Here is a 16812-nt window from a genome sequence, read left to right on the forward strand (position 1 = left end):
TCATAAGCTGTTGGTTAGTGGTTAGTTAGTTTATTTGATTTCTATTTTTCTTTTTTTGACAGGTAAACCGTTTGCCCTTCTATCCTGAATTTAAAGGGCGTTGTCATTTCAATAATGCCCAAAGCTTCCTGTAACGACTCTTTATCAAGCAAACCGCTTATCTGCTCGGTACGCAGCTTTTGATTTTCAAATACAACCTGCACGTTGTATTTGCGCTCAATTTGTACAGCCACATCTTCAAAGGCCTCATTGGTGAACAGGATCCTGTTATCAACCCATGCGGTTTCTTTTACCTCATCGGGTTTAACATCCGGTAACTCGGTTACCTGGTATTCAATTTTACTCTCTTTAGGCTTCGCGCTTTTAGGCTCCCTGTTATTAACAACAATCAGCTTTTCATTAGGCAACAGGATTATCCTTTTTTCGGGATTGTTTTTTAGTTCAACCTGCACCTTACCTTTTAACAGCGTAGTTTCAACCGTTTTATCGTTGTTATAGGCCTTAACATTAAACACCGTTCCCAAAACCTTTACAACAAGCTTAGCCGTATGTACCAGAAAAGGTTTCTTCGCATTTTTAGTTACCTCAAAAAAGCCTTCGCCGGTAAGGCTTACATCCCGGCTATTTTTTTCAAAAGCTTCGGGATATGAAAAAGTGCTCCCGGCGTTCAGCGTTACCTGTGTTCCGTCCGGCAGTTTCAACTTCTCAGTTTTACCGTAAGGCACATGAATTTCATGTAATATATTTTCGGCGGTCAGGCTATCCTGCTGCTCTGTTTTCTTGTAAAACAAAGCTCCTGCTGCAACAAATACCAATACGGCTGCGGCAACCCATTGCCACCTGAACATTGGTTTTACTTTAGTATCATTCGCCGTATTTTTATTTGAGCTTTTAATCCGGTTCCAGATCTCCTCCAGGTTGCTGTTAACCTCTTCTGGTTTTGTTTCTGCCGACCCGGCACCATTTCCTTTTAATGCATTGGTAACCTGGTACGTTTTTTTATAGTCGGGAAATTGTTCAAGAAACATGTCGAGTTCGGCCAACTCCTCAGCATTGGCAGTTTTGCCCATACTTTTGGCCATTAACTCAATAAACCTGGATTTGCTCATAGTAATACGGTATTCTGCACTAAGGACACTGCACGCCCAGGTTTTTCCTAAAAGAAATTAAAATATTTTTTTGAGGGGGATGACTGTTATGAAGTGGTGCAATGATAACACAGATCATAGGTCAATTTGCATCTACCCAAAAGCCCCTTTTTACCTTATCTTTTTTGTAACTTGTTGAACCGATCTCTCGCCACACAACTAAATCTCAGCGCATGAAATATTTTCTTTTGCTTGCAAGCTTCTTACTGATGCCTTTTTTAAGCGATGCCCAGATTGACCGCGCACGACTTGATAGCCTGTTTCTTTATCTTACAGCCAATGACCTTGCTATTGGAAGTGTGTCAATTAGTCAAAATGGGCAATTGATTTATCAACACTCTTTTGGCAAAGATCAAAATCCGACTACAGAATATAGGATTGGTTCCATCACTAAGATGTTTACCGCTGTACTTATATATCAATTGATTGATGAACACCGATTAGCCCTAACAGATTCATTGAGCCGCTTCTTCCCGGATCTGCCAAATGCTGGCCACATCACGGTTGCCGAACTTTTGGGACACCGTAGCGGGCTGGCCAACTTTACAAACAACACCGGTTTTGATACATGGAAAGACCAGCCACACACACAAGCAGAATTGCTTGCGATGATCAAAAAACAAAAGCCGGATTTTGAACCGGATGCGAAGGCAGATTACAACAATTCCAATTATTTACTTTTAGGCTATATAGTTGAAAAAATTTACAGCAAGCCCTATAAAACGGTAGTAACCGAAAAAATCATCCATCCTCTTAAATTAAAACAAACATATTACGGAGAAAAGGCAGGGTTTGCCAGGTGCGAGGCTATTTCTTACAAATATTTCGATAGCGCCTGGAAGCAGGATCGTGCAGTTTACCTCGATAATTTTGCCGGAGCCGGCGCACTTATTTCCACACCTCAAGACCTATGCACCTTCATCAACGCATTGTTTAAAGGCAAACTGATTACTGCCGGTAGCCTGAATTTGATGAAAACAATGCACGACGGTTACGGAAAGGGCATGTTTCCATATGGCTCTACAGCACATCCAGGGTTTGGCCATAACGGAAAAACGGAAGGATTTGGCAGTTCTGTTCAGTATTACCCGGCATCGCACCTGGCTATCGCTTACTGCACCAACGGTGAAGTATTCCCCAAAGCCCGGATCCTCGACCATATTTTTAAAGCTTGTTTCCGTATTGCAGATACGCTGGAAACTTTTAAGCCTATTAAGGCAGATAGCATTCACTTGGCAAACTTTACAGGAAAGTACAGCGCACCTTCGGGGATAGAGATAGCTAACAGGTTGACAAACGGCACATTGGTCAGTTCTGTAAAAGGCAAAGACTTCGAACTCACTCCAATCTCAACTAATGAATTTTGGAACAAACCGTTTGGTTTTTTCTTTTATTTTGACAACAACGGCAAGCGACTATTACTACAGGATGTGGACGATACGTATGAACTGAAACGTCGGTAACGAGGCATCGGAACGGTATCGAAAACCTGATGTTAACTATTCCCAAGCGCTTCATCCAATTTCTTTAAAGCAATGGCCAGCTGCGCGAATACCGTTTTGTTAGAGAGGCCAAGAATATCGGCTACTTCGTTACAGGATAGGTCATCTTCCTTAACCATTTTAAAGATGAGTTTGCAACGCGGGGGTAAACTATTTACAGCGTTTAAAACTCCGGCTTGCAGCTCTTTACTAATGAGCAATTGCGACGGATCAACCGACAGGTGAAAATAATAGGTCTCAGCAAGCTGGGCGTCGCGATTTTTTTTTGAGGTATTGCTGCGGATATGGTTAAGGCAGGCGTTTTTTATCGCCACATAAAAATACACTTTGGGGTTCGTGACCCTATCCAACTTATGCCGTCCTGTCCAAACGTTTACAAAAAGGTCGTTGATGATTTCCTCGCAAGCTTCCTTATCGCCCAGAAACGAATATGCAAACTGATTAAGACCATTGATCAGCAGCTTGTACAGTTCATTAAAGGCAGATTCATCATTATTATAATGGATAGAATCTATAAGTTCTTTAATCTCCAATGTTGAGCGGCTTGCTTTTACGAGAACAGTTAACTGAAATAATGTACAATTTTAAGTAAAAAAATCTTCACCAAAAGTATTTTAGGTGGATTTAAGAAGCCGGGTTTGTTTATCAGACCAAATCGTAGTTTGCAATTTCCCGGCTCTATACCCATCAGGAATATTCGCGGTTTAAAATGTCTGATTCAGGCGATAAAATGTCCGCTTGTACCATAAACCCATATTTTCATCTTGAAACCTGTTATATTTTAGCAGTAAACGGAAATAATTGGGGTGTTTAGTCAAAACAGATTAAAGTTTGACACTGCTTTGGTAACACAACAGCAGATTTGGCCTACAGGCCATAATTAACTTTATATTTGCCCTGCAACCATTTTACTTCCGCAAACCCGTTGCAATAAATGAAAGACACAACATTTAAAATCTCTCCCGGAATTATATGGAGCAGTTCAATTTTCCTTGGTCTGCTGGCTTCTGTTCCTCAAATAGCCGAACGCCATTTTAAACCTGCCGAAGCTGCGGTAAACTCGGCGGTAACAGCCGCGTTTTCGCTGTTTGTATGGTATTACAATATCTATACGCTTCCAAAGCCATCAAACAATAAACAAATAAATAAAAGCATCTCCTACTCCCGGCTGCTTACCACATTGGTAATAGGTATGGGTGTAATGCTGGCTTTAGCTTATATCCAGCAGCTGATATTAACGCACATGAATTTTGGCCCGGTAATGCTGATGATTGAGGTTAGGGGCATACTCATTAACCTTGTGTTTTACATGCTGATAAACCTGTTATACCAAAACTACCAAAACCAGCAGGTTACCGTAGAGCTCGAGCGCATAAAAGCCGATAATCTTGGCGCTCAATATGAGCTGCTTAAACAACAGATCAACCCGCACTTCCTGTTCAACAGCCTTAATACCCTGAAAGCCATGGTTGAAACCGGCGATCAGCACTCGGTGGATTTCATCCTTAAGCTTTCCAACTTTTATCGTTTTACACTGGAGAGTCGTAAGTTAGATCTCATTCATTTATCAGAAGAACTGGATATTGTAGACGCGTACAACTTTCTGCTGAAAGCACGTTTTGAAGACGGCTTTATCTTTACCAACACCATCGATGATCAATACCGCGGAACCCTGATCCCTCCTTTTACATTGCAATTGCTCATCGAAAACTGTATTAAACACAATGTGGTATCGCTTGATCATCCGCTGCATATCAAGCTGTATACCGAGGGGGATACCATTGTTATGGAAAACGAGATTAAACCCAAGCGCTTTGAAGAACCATCAACAGGCGTTGGGCTTAAGAATATTAACCTGCGTTACGATCACCTGCTTGATAAACAAATAGAGATCATTGCTGAAGACAAAATATTCAAAGTTAAACTACCTATTATACATGAACATTATCATCATTGAAGACGAGCTAAAGGCAGCCCGTTCGCTTGAAAGCATCATATTAGAGTTAAGGCCGCACTCAAAAATTGTCACCAAGCTGCAAAGCGTTGAAAGTTCGGTTGCCTATCTTTCTGAGAACAGGCAACCCGATCTTATTTTTATGGATATCCAGCTTTCGGATGGTTTGTGTTTTGAGATCTTTAAATCGGTAAAAGTATCCTGCCCTATTATTTTCTGCACCGCTTTTGACGAATATTCGTTAGAGGCTTTTAAAGCCAACAGCGTTGACTACGTGCTTAAACCTTTCTCCAAAACCGATATTGCTGATGCCTTTAAAAAGGTAGATGAACTGCGGAATTTCTTCCAGCAGGGCTCAACGCCCGATATCAGCAGCCTGCTATCGCAAATTACTCCCCCGGCAGGTAAAAAAAGCTTCCTGGTATTTAAAAACAATAAATACATCACCATAGCTACCAATGATATCGCTTTCTTTTACATCCGTAACGAGTTGTCAACCATCATGACCTTCGATCAGCAGGAATATGTTGTTAACCAGTCGCTCGATCAGATCAGTGTACAACTCTCGCAAGATCAGTTTTTCAGGCTGAACAGGCAGTACATCGTAAACTTTAGCGCGATAAAAGAGGTGGAGCATTATTTTATGCGTAAGCTGTTTGTGAAACTAACCATTCCAACTCCGGAGAAATTACTTATCAACAAAGAAAAAGCACCTGTATTTTTAAGCTGGTTGGAGAATAGGTAGTACTAAGTCAGAAGTCTTGAGTTTAAAAACGGTTAAACAAACTGTTATATCCCGCTCGTCATTGCGAGGTACGAAGCAATCCCCTACTTTACAGGGCAGACTTGTATAGCCCCTATGCCTATTGGGGATTGCTTCGTACCTCGCAATGACGGCTTCTATATGTTTTAAAATAGCTTCTTCATATAAAAGAATACCTCAAGATTCCCGACTCAGAAATTTCGACTCAAACAATGCCCAACTGAACTCACAATATGTCCGGTTGGGCTTTTTTATGCTGTTCTGGCGGCCATTTCAAGGCTAATTTTGATATAAATTAAAAATCGAAAGATATGAAAACGCTAAAAATTTTAAGCTTTTGCGTTGGTGCTGCAGCACTGGCGCTTGCTACCGCCGCATATGCCGCCCGTAAAATAGATTCTGTTAAAACTGTAAGCCCCGCTGCTCCGGGTAAAGGTTTTGCTTTGGTTGAATTGTTTACTTCAGAGGGATGTTCAAGCTGCCCGCCGGCTGATGAGCTGTTGGCAAGGATCCAGAAGGAAACACAGGATAAACCGGTTTATATACTGGCCTACCATGTTGATTACTGGAATAACCTTGGCTGGAAAGATGCTTTCAGCAATGCTACGTTTTCAAAACGCCAGCGGGAATATAGCGCTTACTTAAATGCACAGGTTTATACACCACAGGTTGTTGTTAATGGTAAAACAGAATTGGTAGGTTCAGATGAGCCTGTACTTCGCGAGGCTATTTCCAATGCTTTAAAGACCGCCCAAACCGCCCAGGTTAGTTTAAAAGCGCAACAAACAGGCGATAAGCTTGCTGTAAATTACGAGCTTTCCGGAAATACCGATAACCAGCAGTTGCTGATAGCTATCGTACAAAAATCGGCCATTAGCAAGGTTGCCAAAGGCGAAAATGAAGGCCGAACTTTATCCCATGCCCAGATAGTACGCGACTTAAAAGCAGTTGCCTTAAACCAGGTAAAAAAAGGTGAAACCACCATTAACCTGCCTAAAGATTTTAATCAGCAAGGTTGGGAAGTGGTAGGCTTTATACAAAACAAAGCCAACGGCGAGATTTTAACCGCCACTAAAGCCACGTTGACAAACAACGCTGTAGCTAAAATATAATAACATAAATTTTAACATCATGAGCAAGTTGAAACAAGGCCGGTTATTAATGGGCTTCCTGTCACTGTTCTCATTGTCATTTCTAACCAGGGCATCATTCGAGCGCAACCCTCAGGATTGTGAATTGATCTGCGTTCCGGAAAAGAGAAAAAAACCGGCAGAAAATAATTAAATCTCACATAAACAGCATCGGCCCTAAAAATGGGCCGATGCTGTTTTAAATAAATACTATCATGAAAACATTACTGCTAATTGCCATAACAACATTTTTAAGCATTGGTGCTTATTCCCAAGCCAATGAACTAAACTGTACCGAACAAGCATTCACTTTTAAAATAAATCTGCCTGCTGGCGGGCATAACTATTCATCTAAAATTGGGCGCTTTGCCCCTGCTCAGTTATCATCTGATTTCAGGCTGCCGGACGGTTATACCAGTAAGCAAAATCAGGCGGAAACTATCCTTCTGTTAGGCTTTGCGAAAAAAACCAGTACTTATATGGATTATTCTCCTGCTGACACAATCATGCTTAAAAAGATGACATTTCTATATCCTAAAATAAACAATGTAACGGGTAAATTTACCTACACAGCCTACGATCATTTTAAGCTATTACCAATGCCTGTTTTAAATGCTTTAACTCCGCTTTTAAACTAATCATCATTAACATAAAAAACCAAACCAATGAAACTCAACTATTACGGACACTCATGCTTCTCGGTAGTTGCCGGGGGTAAACACATTTTGTTTGATCCCTTTATTTCGGGCAACGAACTGGCTAAAGACATCAACATTGATGAAATTAAAGCCGATTACATTTTTGTTTCGCACGGTCACTATGATCATATTTTAGATGTGGTAACTATAGCCAATAATACAGGTGCCATGGTTGTGGGCATTTACGAAGTATATGATTATATCAGTAAAAAGGGCGTTAAAAATGTGCATCCACTAAACCCTGGTGGCAAAGTGACCTTTGATTTTGGTACCGCGAAATCATTCATCGCCCAGCACTCGGCCAGCTTTCCGGATGGCAGTTATGCTGGTGTAGCTTGTGGTTACGCTTTAAAAACCGACGACGGTAATCTTTATTACAGCGGAGATACCGGCCTTACCCTGGATATGGAACTGGTAGCTAAATGGGTTGATCTTGATTTCGCGGTTTTCCCGATTGGAGATGTGTTAACCATGGGCGTTGATGATGCTATTGAAGCAGCAAAGCTTGTAAAGGCAGATAAAGTTTTAGGCGTTCATTACGATACCTTCGGCTTTATTAAAATAGATAAAGACGAAGCGGTAAAACAATTTGAACAGGCCGGCCTAAAGCTGTTTTTACCGAGCATAGGCGAGAGCATAGATATCTAAGAATACTGATTTTCTATATACAAAAAATGCCTGCCTCGATAATCAAGGCAGGCATTTTTTATAACTCCCCTTTAGGGGACGGGGGGCGAGGCTTACACCAGGTTAATTTCAACATTGATGTTACCGTAAGTTAATTTAGAATACGGACAGGTCCTGTGCGCTTCTTCAATCAATGCTTTGGCTACTTCCACATCCAGGCCCGGCAAGCTTACATTTAAACGGGCTTGTAAAAAGTAAGCGCCTGTAGTGATACCCAAATCCACTTCGGCATCAATAGCCAGTTCGGCAGGAAGTTCAATTCTTTTTTTAGCGGCTGCCAAACCGATAGCACCTTCAAAACATGCTGACCAGCCGGCTGCAAATAATTGTTCGGGGTTAGTACCAGGTTTTGGAGTTCCGGGAGTTGAATGTTTAATATCCAACTGACCATCAGTACTAATAGATGATCCACCGTCGCGACCACCCACGGTGCGTACTTTACCGGTATATAATACTTTATCTATTTTATTAGCTGAGATATCTTCGATAACCTTGATCTTATTGATAGCTGATTCTTGAATAGTTTCCATTGTGTTATTTATTTAAATAGTTTTTGTTTTTTGTATGCTCAAAGATATCCTGATATCGGCCCGGCGCCTATCAGTAACTATGCGAGCCGGACATTCCATATCACGAACCGGACATTCATTAAGCCGAAAATTCAACCGACAAAAAGCACTATTGAAACTTTTAATTACAATCGATAACGAATGAAGAAAATGGGCTATGCTTTACGCATAATTATTCTAAATAAATTTGGATACTACGTTTATAAACAGCATTTTTAGATAAACCTTTGTTTGTAAACCGATTGAAAAAATTTATTGCCCTGATGTTGCTTAGCTTTCACCTGCTTAATATAGGCGGGCAGTTGGCATTGCATCAGTTTATGGTTTATAAAAGCAATAAATACTTTGCCGAACAAACGGCCAAAGGCTTCTACAATGTCAAAGACCTTACCGAGGTAGTTATTCCTGTTGACATGCCCGGCATTCGCGAATGGCAACATTATGAGAATATTCACGGGCAGATCCAGTTTGGGAATAACAGCTACAATTATCAAAAGATGCGCGTAACCAGTCATGCCATTTATTTGATGTGTACCCCTAACTATGAAACCACCCGCCTGGCCGATAAAAACATCATTAACGCAAAGGATGTAAAAGAGAACCCGGTACCGCAAAAAGAGCATGTACCTTTTGGTAAAATAACAATGCAGGACAACCTCAATTTCACTTTTGTACATTTTGAGTTTAGTTGCCCTATAAAATATACTCAACAAATTGTTGCTCACCCTGTTCAACAATTAATTCCTGCTCACCAGGATATTCCGGAGCAACCGCCAAAAGCCGTTTGCTAATCTTCTCGTTGTTTTAATTCATTCTTTGGGGTAGCGGTTGTACCGTTACTGTTGCATTATTTATTTTCTGCCGATAGTTTATTCATGGCTCAATAGCTATGAAAATAACGCTGTGCCGGTTACTGTAAATAATCCTCAGAAAGGTATACCATTCCCCCAACCTACAAACATTCAATTCATTATTTATGCCTTATATTACCCTTGAAAGCCATTTGCCGGGCATTACCGGCTTGTTGGAGTATGCCAAAGAACCGGCACAACCTATCCGTAACCTTACCCAGTTTTTATTGCGCGGGCCATCAATCTTATCCGAGGCCGACCGTGAACTGATTGCTACCGTGGTATCACACAACAACCAGTGCACTTTTTGCACAACGGCACACACCGCCGCTGCCGATCTGCTGGCCGGCGAAGCCGAAACGGCGCAAAGAGTAAAAGAAAATATTGAAACCGCCCCGGTTACCGAAAAAATGAAAGCCCTGCTTACCATTGCTAAACTAACCGCTCAAAACGGCCGAAACGTTACAACTGAAGCCATTGACCGGGCTAAAGCCGCCGGAGCTACCGACATTGAGATACATGATACGGTATTGATAGCTGCCTTGTTTTGCTATTACAACCGTTATGTTGACGGATTGGCTACCGCACTACCCGCCGATGCTGCTTACTACGATGTACTGGCCGACCGACTGGTTAACCATGGCTATACCCGCCTGCCCCAAGGCTATGATCATTTAAAAAAATAACCCTAACCCTATTAAAGTAAACCCAATCACGATGAAAAAACTTTTATTCTTTATATTACTGTTCGCCTCAATAAATCTGTTTGCGCAGGACATTAAAATAACGGGGAACATTACCGATGCAGCTACAGGTAAACCGGTTTCCGGCGCAAGCATTACTGTCAAAGGAAAGCTTACCGGTACCACTACCGATTCAAAAGGTAACTACACATTAAATGCAAACAAATTAAAGCTGCCTTTCACCATATCTGTATCGGCAGTAGGTTTTGAAGTACAGGAAAGCCAGATAACATCTGCAGAAAACCACATCAGCATAAAGCTAACCCAACAGGCTATTGTGCTTAACGAGGTAGTATCATCTGCAACGCGTATCAACCAAAGCATTTTACAATCGCCGGTAAGTATCGAAAAAATGAGCCTTAAGGCTATTAAAGATAACCCTTCATTTACTTTTTACGATGGTTTGCAAAGCGTAAAGGGTATTGAATCGGTTACCAGCAGTTTAACCTACAAACAAATCAACACCCGTGGCTTTAACAGCACAGGTAACAGTCGTTTTTTACAACTGGTTGATGGTGTGGATAACCAAACGCCCGGCTTAAACTTTTCGGTTGGTAACCTTTTTGGTGCTTCGGATATTGATATCGAAAGCGTAGAAGTTATCCCCGGCGCGGCTTCGGCTTTGTATGGTCCGGTGGCTTTTAACGGCCTGCTTTCACTTAAAACCAAAGATCCGTTCAAATACCAGGGCTTAACCTTACAGGTAAAAAGCGGTCTTAACCATTTTGGCGAATCGGTTGTTAAGCCACAGGGCTTGTATGATTTTGCAGCCCGCTATGCCAAAGCATTCAACGATAAATTCGCGTTTAAAATCAACGCTTCATACCTGACCGGCCGCGATTGGTATGCTGACAATTATACCGACGTAAGCGCCTCAACCCCGGCTGCCCAACGTGGCCCTAACAACCCCGGCCGCGACGCACTTAATATTTATGGTGATGAGGTTACCAAAACCCTACCCGGCATTGGCTTGGTATCCAGAACAGGTTATGAAGAAAAAGACCTGATGAACTATAATGTGTACAGCCTGAAACTGAACGGTGCTTTACAATACCGTTTCAGCAATAACCTGGAGGCTATTTACCAGTACAATTACGGTCGCGGTACCGCAAGCTATACAGGCAGCAGCCGTTTTGACCTTAACAACTTTGTGTTGCAAACGCACAGGATTGAATTAAAAGGCAGCAATTTCTTTATCCGTGGCTATTCGGTTGAAGAAAACTCGCACGACTCATACAACACCCGCTCATTGGCCCAATTCATTAACCGCGACTGGGTGAAAGACCTGAACGGTAATACCGTAACGCCCGATAAAGCCGATGATACCTGGTTTACCCGTTATGCCGCTGCATTTAATGGCTCGGTAAGTGGTGTAACTCCCAACAGTAATTCGGCAGCAAGGGCTTTTGCCGATCAGGGTCGCTTTTTACCGGGAACAGCTGAATTTAACGCAGCTAAAGATGCATCTATCCACAACTATGGTTTAAGCGGCGCCGGTGTTTTCAGTAATAGTAAGTTTTATCATGCCGAAGGCCAGTATGACTTTACCAGCGCAATTAAAGTATTTGAACTTTTAGCAGGTGGCAGTTTCCGCGATTACCGCATGTTTACCAACGGCAGCTTGTTTGATGACAAAGACAAACGTGTAACCATTAAAGAATACGGTTCATTTGTACAGGCAGCAAAAAAACTGTTTGACGACAACCTGAAACTGACAGCCTCTATCCGTTACGATAAAAACGAGAACTTTAAAGGCAGCTTTACCCCCCGCTTTTCGGCAGTTTATACCGTTGATAAAACCTCAAACTTCAGGGCATCATACCAAACCGGCTTCCGAAACCCAACCCCTGTTGATCAGTTTATCCACCTTAACGTAGGCCCTATCACCATCTTGGGTGGTGCGCCTAATAACAGCAAAGGTTTAAATGTTTATGAAAACTCGTTCACCTCATCATCGGTAAGTGCCTTTGGAGCGGCGTTTGGTAAGGCGGTACAAAGTGGTACGCCTTTCCCTCAGGCAATTGAACAAAACAAAGGTCTGCTTCAAAAAGCAAGTGTGGCCTATATTAAACCCGAGCAGCAAAAAGCGTTTGAAGTGGGTTACAAAGGTTTAATGATGGATAAATTACTGGTTGATGTAAACTACTATTACAGCAGCTATACCAATTTTATCCTGAACACGGTTGTCATCCAGCCCAGCAATCCAATTCTTGGTTCTGACGGTCAGATTACTACAGCATCGGCAAGCGATATTCCTAACGGAAAGGTTCACGCGTTCCAATTATATACCAATGCGCCCGATAAAGTATCGGCACAGGGAGCAACCGCAGGTTTAACCTACCTGCTTGATGGTGGTTATGCGCTGGGCGGCAACGCAACCCTGTCGGTATTTAACCTTCGCAATGCTAACCCTAACAACATTGCTGCCTTTAACACACCAAAATGGAGCACCAACGCCACATTTGGTAACAGCAACGTGATCAATGATTTTGGCTTTAACGCCGCATGGCACTGGCAAACCGCGTACGATTGGTACGGAACCTTTAACGGTACCCGTCCGGGCCGTGTAGATGCCTACTCTTTGGTTGATCTTCAGTTCAGCAAAAAACTGCCAAAACTCAAGTCAACAATCAAATTGGGCGGCAGCAATATCTTCAATAATAAAGTATACCAATCGTACGGTTCGCCGGCAATTGGCGCCATTTATTATGTATCAATAGTATTTGATGACCTTTTAAAATAAAACAACATGAGCACTTTAGCAATTGATGAGCAGGTTGTAAAACCTCAAACAAACCTCAGCGCCGCATACAGGGCGGCGCTGTTTGTGATCTGTTTTTTTAGTACTGCCCTTGGCGGTTCGGTTTCAACGCTGATGTCGGTTTACCTGCCTGTTGTGGTAAAAGACCTTCAGGGTGCCGTTCCTGCCGATGAGATTAACGCCATAAGCGGATACATCAACGCCATTTTCATTTTTGGATGGGCTTTTGGTGGCTTTACATGGGGTGTTATCAGCGATAAAATGGGCCGCAAAAAAGCCCTGCTGCTGGCCATTGGCAGTTATGGCGTGTTCACCATTTTAACCGGATTGATGCCAACCTGGTGGGGTGTACTGCTTTGCCGCTTCTTCAGCGGTTTTGGCGTTGGTGGGGTTTTGGTAACTTCCATAACTTTGGTAAGTGAAGTTTGGCCTGCCAAAAGCAAAGCCGTGGTAATCGGGATCCTTTCTATCGCGTTCCCTGTAGGTATTTTCTCGGCTGGGGTAATTAACCTTATCGTATCATCGTGGCGGTCGGGATTTTTGGTTGGGGTAATTCCACTTACACTGGCTATCATAGGAGCAATGATTTTGAACGAATCTGAAAACTGGCTCAACTATCGCAATGATATCGCCAACCGCGAAAACCCTTTGAATAAACTGCTCTCCAAAAGCCATCGTCGCGAACTCATAGTGGGTTCGTTAACCTTTGGTACCATGCTGATAGGTTTATGGGCCATATTTTCATGGCTGCCAACCTGGGTACAAAGCCTTATTACCGACCATGATGCAGCCAAAGAACGCGGACTAAGCATGATGTGTTTAGGTATGGGTGGATTAACCGGCGGCTTCTTTTCCGGCTGGCTGGTTAACCTGCTATCCATCAGGCGTTCTATGGTGATCTGCTTTGCGGTTTGCGCAGGTATGTCGTTCGTCCTGTTTAAAACAAACAGTACATTCAGTCCGGCCATTTATATCGAGATAGCTATACTGGCCTTGTTCTTCGGCGCAAGCCAGGGTGTATTATCAGCCTATATACCGCAATTATTCTCAACCGGTATTAAAGCCACAGCCACAGGTTTTTGCTTTAACATAGGTCGCATATTCACGGCTACAGCTGTATTATTCGTGGGTGTACTGGTATCGTCACTGGGTGGCTACGGCAACGCGCTCTTCATCTTCTCACTGGTATTTATCATAGGCTTACTGGTAGTATTATTTGTACGGGAAAAAGCTGAAGGCTTAAAGCCGAAAGTTTAGAAAATTAAAAAAAATCAACAATTCATTAAATCAATAATTCATTAATTAAAAATATGGCACACATCAATGTACCCGAAGGCGTTCCGGGCATCCGTTCGCTGGTAATGTTCAGACCCGAAACCGGTCAGTATTTGTATGAACTGGCCGAAGTATTATTACGCGGCGAATCAACCTTAAGTCCGGCCGACCGTGAGCTGATAGCCACCTACGTATCATACCGTAACAATTGCACATTTTGTTACAGTAGCCACGCCGCTGCCGCCCGTTGTCTGTATGAGGATGACGCCCTTATTGTTGACGAAGTATTACGCGACATGACCGAAGCCCCGATCAGCGCCAAACTAAAAGCCCTGCTAAACATTGCAGGCAAAGTGCAGATATTGGGTAAAGAAGTAAAGCAGGAAGATGTTGACGCTGCACGTGCAGAAGGAGCAACTGACCGTGAGATCCACGACACCGTGTTAATAGCCGCCGCGTTCAGCATGTTTAACCGATACGTTGACGGCCTGGCCAGCCTTACACCTACCGATCCGGAAGCTTATGCCGAAATGGGCAAGCGCATGGCAAAAGGTTATGTATTACCACAACCGCAACACTAATTTTTAACCAGACAGCTATGGCACATATAGAATTAAATAACGATCTGCCCGGCATTCGTGGGTTAATGTTTTACAGTCCGGAAACAGAAGCCCCGCTAAACGCCCTTGCCGAGCAATTGCTTCGCGATGATAACAATTCCTTATCGCGCGGAGAACGTGAGCTGATAGCCACTTACGTATCCTACCTTAACGATTGTTTCTTTTGTCAAAACGTGCATGGCGCAGTAGCCGGGCATTATCTCGGCTGTAATATTGACGAAATAGACGCTATCAAAGCCAATTTCTCCGCAGCCGACCTATCGCCAAAGATCAAAGCGCTGTTGGCCATTGCCGGTAGCGTACAAAAAGGCGGTAAACATGTAACCACAGATCAAATTGAAGCCGCCCGCGCGGAAGGCGCCGATGATAAAGAGATCCACGACACGGTGCTAATTGCAGCCGCATTTTGCATGTTCAACCGTTACGTTGACGGCTTAGGCACATGGGCACCACAAGACCGACAAATTTACATAGACCGGGCGCCCGAACGCGCCGAAGTTGGCTATATATCAAGCATTTTTAAGAAAGTTTAATACCTAACGCTTTATTCACATCTACGGCCCAGAGTTAAAAGCTCCGGGCTTTTTTTGTTAAACGCTGTTCGAAGTTTCTCGTTTTGTTGCTGTGGTGCTGTTCGAAGTCGGAGAATTCGGATAGCGAATTTTCCATAAACCTATTTTAACTCTTGACATCCAGCCAATTGAAACAGCAATATTACTTTGTAAATTAATTTAAAAAGTTAATTTTAGTTATGCTTACCACCAATTATAAACCAGTTAAAACCCTGCTGCTTACAGCACTTATTGCCTTGCAAGGTTTGCAAAGCAATGCCCAAACCAAACCGGGCACCACCGAAATAACCAAATGGCAATACGGCAAAACCGGGGCTGTTTCCCTTACTTATGATGATGGTTCCATGAACCAGTTCAGAAAAGCCCTGCCGGTAATGGAACGCCTTAAAATGCCCGCCACATTTTTCATTATCACAGGTTCCATTCCCGGGTCTAAATACCATGGGAAATTTATAGGTCGCCCGGTAAAGGATATTATTAAGGAATCGGCAACAGTGCCTACCAATGACCAGAACTTTTTTGAGCGATGCTCTGCCGCCGGATATCTGGGTTACATGGGCACCATAGCCTCGCATACACAGGCCGGAAGTTTGTACGATAGCGGTAAAAAGGAAAAAGCTTTTAAAGTTCTGGATGATATTTATGCCAAAGCCCGCAACGGAGAATTGAAACCGGGTTATGAACCTAACGACGAGTTTAAACAATCCATCGGTTCAACCTGGGATGATTTCAGGAAAGACGCGGCCAAAGGTTATGAGTTTGCCAGCCATTCCATTACCCACCCCAGCATGCCCGGTCTTGACGAGCCAAACCTGCTTTGGGAACTGGAAAAAAGCAAGGCCGATATCCTGGCACAGCTTGGCCCTAAACATACCTTTTCGGCAGAGTGCCCCTACGGTTTTGAAAACGACCGTGTGATGAGCTACGCGCTCAAAATTTACCCAGCACTGCGTAACCGCATGCCCGAACCATGGCTGAAGGAAATTGACCGCGCCAGTAAACAATCACCTGGCTCAACCGATAAGGATTATATCCAATGGCAGCGCGGCGCTACTACTAAAACCCCGCTGCCCATGATGAAGCTTTGGGTTGATACTACGCTTAACCATACCAATACCTGGTTGGTACTGGTATTTCATGGTATTGACGGCATGGGTTACGAAGCCTTGCCAAGCACCCTGCTTGATGAATATTTTCAATACATCAAAAGCAAAAACGATAAGCTTTGGATAGCGACTTTCGGTGACGTAACCCGATACATCCGCGAGCGCGAACACGGTAAAACCGTAGCTTCGGCAGTAGGCAACAGCATTCAGGTTAAAGTAAGTCATGATCTGGACGGCAAAATGTACTATCTGCCGGTAACACTTAAAACTTATGTGTCATCCAAATGGGCAAACGCGACCGTTACCCAAGGCTCAAAAAGTAAAAAGATCAATACAGCCAAAGATGCGCAAGGCACTTATGTACTGTACCAGGCACAACCAAACGGAAGCATAGTGACGCTGAAAAAAGGATAATTATATTAGAAAATTATTT

The 16812-nt window shown here is 43.1% G+C and carries 17 protein-coding genes; 14 read left to right on the top strand and 3 right to left on the bottom strand.

Translation table 11 applies throughout. The annotated features are described in order from the left end of the window. Window positions 1–41 precede the first annotated feature (41 nt). Entirely contained in the window at window positions 42–1109 is a 1068-nt protein-coding gene (locus tag EAH55_RS19215; protein WP_121811082.1) for a FecR family protein, read from the bottom strand. A gap of 212 nt (window positions 1110–1321) precedes the next feature. Here EAH55_RS19215 and EAH55_RS19220 point away from each other — a divergent pair, with 212 nt between their 5' ends. Next, window positions 1322–2611 (top strand): serine hydrolase domain-containing protein, encoded by a 1290-nt coding sequence (locus EAH55_RS19220; RefSeq protein ID WP_121811083.1) that lies wholly within the window; start codon window positions 1322–1324, stop codon window positions 2609–2611. 32 nt (window positions 2612–2643) lie between these two features. Here the strand turns inward: EAH55_RS19220 and EAH55_RS19225 are convergent, their stop codons facing one another. Further along, window positions 2644–3183 (bottom strand): RNA polymerase sigma-70 factor, encoded by a 540-nt coding sequence (locus EAH55_RS19225; RefSeq protein WP_121811084.1) that lies wholly within the window; start codon window positions 3181–3183, stop codon window positions 2644–2646. Window positions 3184–3584: 401 nt separating this feature from the next. Here EAH55_RS19225 and EAH55_RS19230 point away from each other — a divergent pair, with 401 nt between their 5' ends. From EAH55_RS19230 to EAH55_RS19250, 6 genes are all read left to right on the top strand, one after another. Beyond that, complete coding sequence (locus EAH55_RS19230; RefSeq protein WP_121811085.1) at window positions 3585–4607, top strand: sensor histidine kinase; 1023 nt, start codon at window positions 3585–3587, stop codon at window positions 4605–4607. Next, on the top strand, window positions 4588–5349 hold the full coding sequence (locus EAH55_RS19235; protein WP_121811086.1) for a LytR/AlgR family response regulator transcription factor: 762 nt from the start codon (window positions 4588–4590) through the stop codon (window positions 5347–5349). Before EAH55_RS19230 ends, EAH55_RS19235 begins: the two co-directional genes overlap by 20 nt. Window positions 5350–5678: 329 nt before the next feature. Then, complete coding sequence (locus EAH55_RS19240) at window positions 5679–6479, top strand: DUF1223 domain-containing protein (RefSeq protein WP_121811087.1); 801 nt, start codon at window positions 5679–5681, stop codon at window positions 6477–6479. A gap of 19 nt (window positions 6480–6498) precedes the next feature. Continuing rightward, entirely contained in the window at window positions 6499–6651 is a 153-nt protein-coding gene (locus EAH55_RS31010; protein WP_162996961.1) for a hypothetical protein, read from the top strand. A 61-nt stretch (window positions 6652–6712) separates the two neighbouring features. Then, window positions 6713–7135 carry a hypothetical protein gene (locus tag EAH55_RS19245; RefSeq protein WP_121811088.1) on the top strand — a complete coding sequence of 141 codons (423 nt, stop codon included), beginning with the start codon at window positions 6713–6715 and terminating at the stop codon, window positions 7133–7135. A 27-nt stretch (window positions 7136–7162) separates the two neighbouring features. Next, window positions 7163–7843, top strand: a complete 681-nt coding sequence (locus EAH55_RS19250) for a metal-dependent hydrolase (protein ID WP_121811089.1) — start codon at window positions 7163–7165, stop codon at window positions 7841–7843. Between the two features lie 92 nt (window positions 7844–7935). On the opposite strand, the gene EAH55_RS19255 is transcribed toward EAH55_RS19250, so the two are convergent. Continuing rightward, window positions 7936–8412, bottom strand: a complete 477-nt coding sequence (locus tag EAH55_RS19255; RefSeq protein ID WP_121811090.1) for an organic hydroperoxide resistance protein — start codon at window positions 8410–8412, stop codon at window positions 7936–7938. Between the two features lie 281 nt (window positions 8413–8693). Here EAH55_RS19255 and EAH55_RS19260 point away from each other — a divergent pair, with 281 nt between their 5' ends. The 7 genes from EAH55_RS19260 (at window position 8694) to EAH55_RS19290 (ending at window position 16793) form a co-directional block, all read left to right on the top strand. Beyond that, window positions 8694–9242, top strand: coding sequence for a hypothetical protein (locus EAH55_RS19260; protein WP_121811091.1), 549 nt, complete (start codon window positions 8694–8696; stop codon window positions 9240–9242). 185 nt (window positions 9243–9427) lie between these two features. After that, on the top strand, window positions 9428–9988 hold the full coding sequence (locus tag EAH55_RS19265; RefSeq protein ID WP_121811092.1) for a carboxymuconolactone decarboxylase family protein: 561 nt from the start codon (window positions 9428–9430) through the stop codon (window positions 9986–9988). 31 nt (window positions 9989–10019) lie between these two features. Then, entirely contained in the window at window positions 10020–12788 is a 2769-nt protein-coding gene (locus EAH55_RS19270) for a TonB-dependent receptor (protein WP_121811093.1), read from the top strand. Between the two features lie 6 nt (window positions 12789–12794). Further along, window positions 12795–14063 carry an MFS transporter gene (locus EAH55_RS19275; protein ID WP_121811094.1) on the top strand — a complete coding sequence of 423 codons (1269 nt, stop codon included), beginning with the start codon at window positions 12795–12797 and terminating at the stop codon, window positions 14061–14063. Window positions 14064–14116: 53 nt separating this feature from the next. Further along, window positions 14117–14662, top strand: a complete 546-nt coding sequence (locus tag EAH55_RS19280; protein WP_121811095.1) for a carboxymuconolactone decarboxylase family protein — start codon at window positions 14117–14119, stop codon at window positions 14660–14662. Window positions 14663–14679: 17 nt separating this feature from the next. Continuing rightward, complete coding sequence (locus EAH55_RS19285) at window positions 14680–15234, top strand: carboxymuconolactone decarboxylase family protein (protein WP_121811096.1); 555 nt, start codon at window positions 14680–14682, stop codon at window positions 15232–15234. A gap of 218 nt (window positions 15235–15452) precedes the next feature. Then, window positions 15453–16793 carry a polysaccharide deacetylase family protein gene (locus EAH55_RS19290; protein ID WP_121811097.1) on the top strand — a complete coding sequence of 447 codons (1341 nt, stop codon included), beginning with the start codon at window positions 15453–15455 and terminating at the stop codon, window positions 16791–16793. The last annotated feature ends 19 nt before the right edge of the window (window positions 16794–16812 follow it).

This window comes from Mucilaginibacter kameinonensis, from assembly GCF_003675385.1.
Taxonomy (GTDB): domain Bacteria; phylum Bacteroidota; class Bacteroidia; order Sphingobacteriales; family Sphingobacteriaceae; genus Mucilaginibacter; species Mucilaginibacter kameinonensis.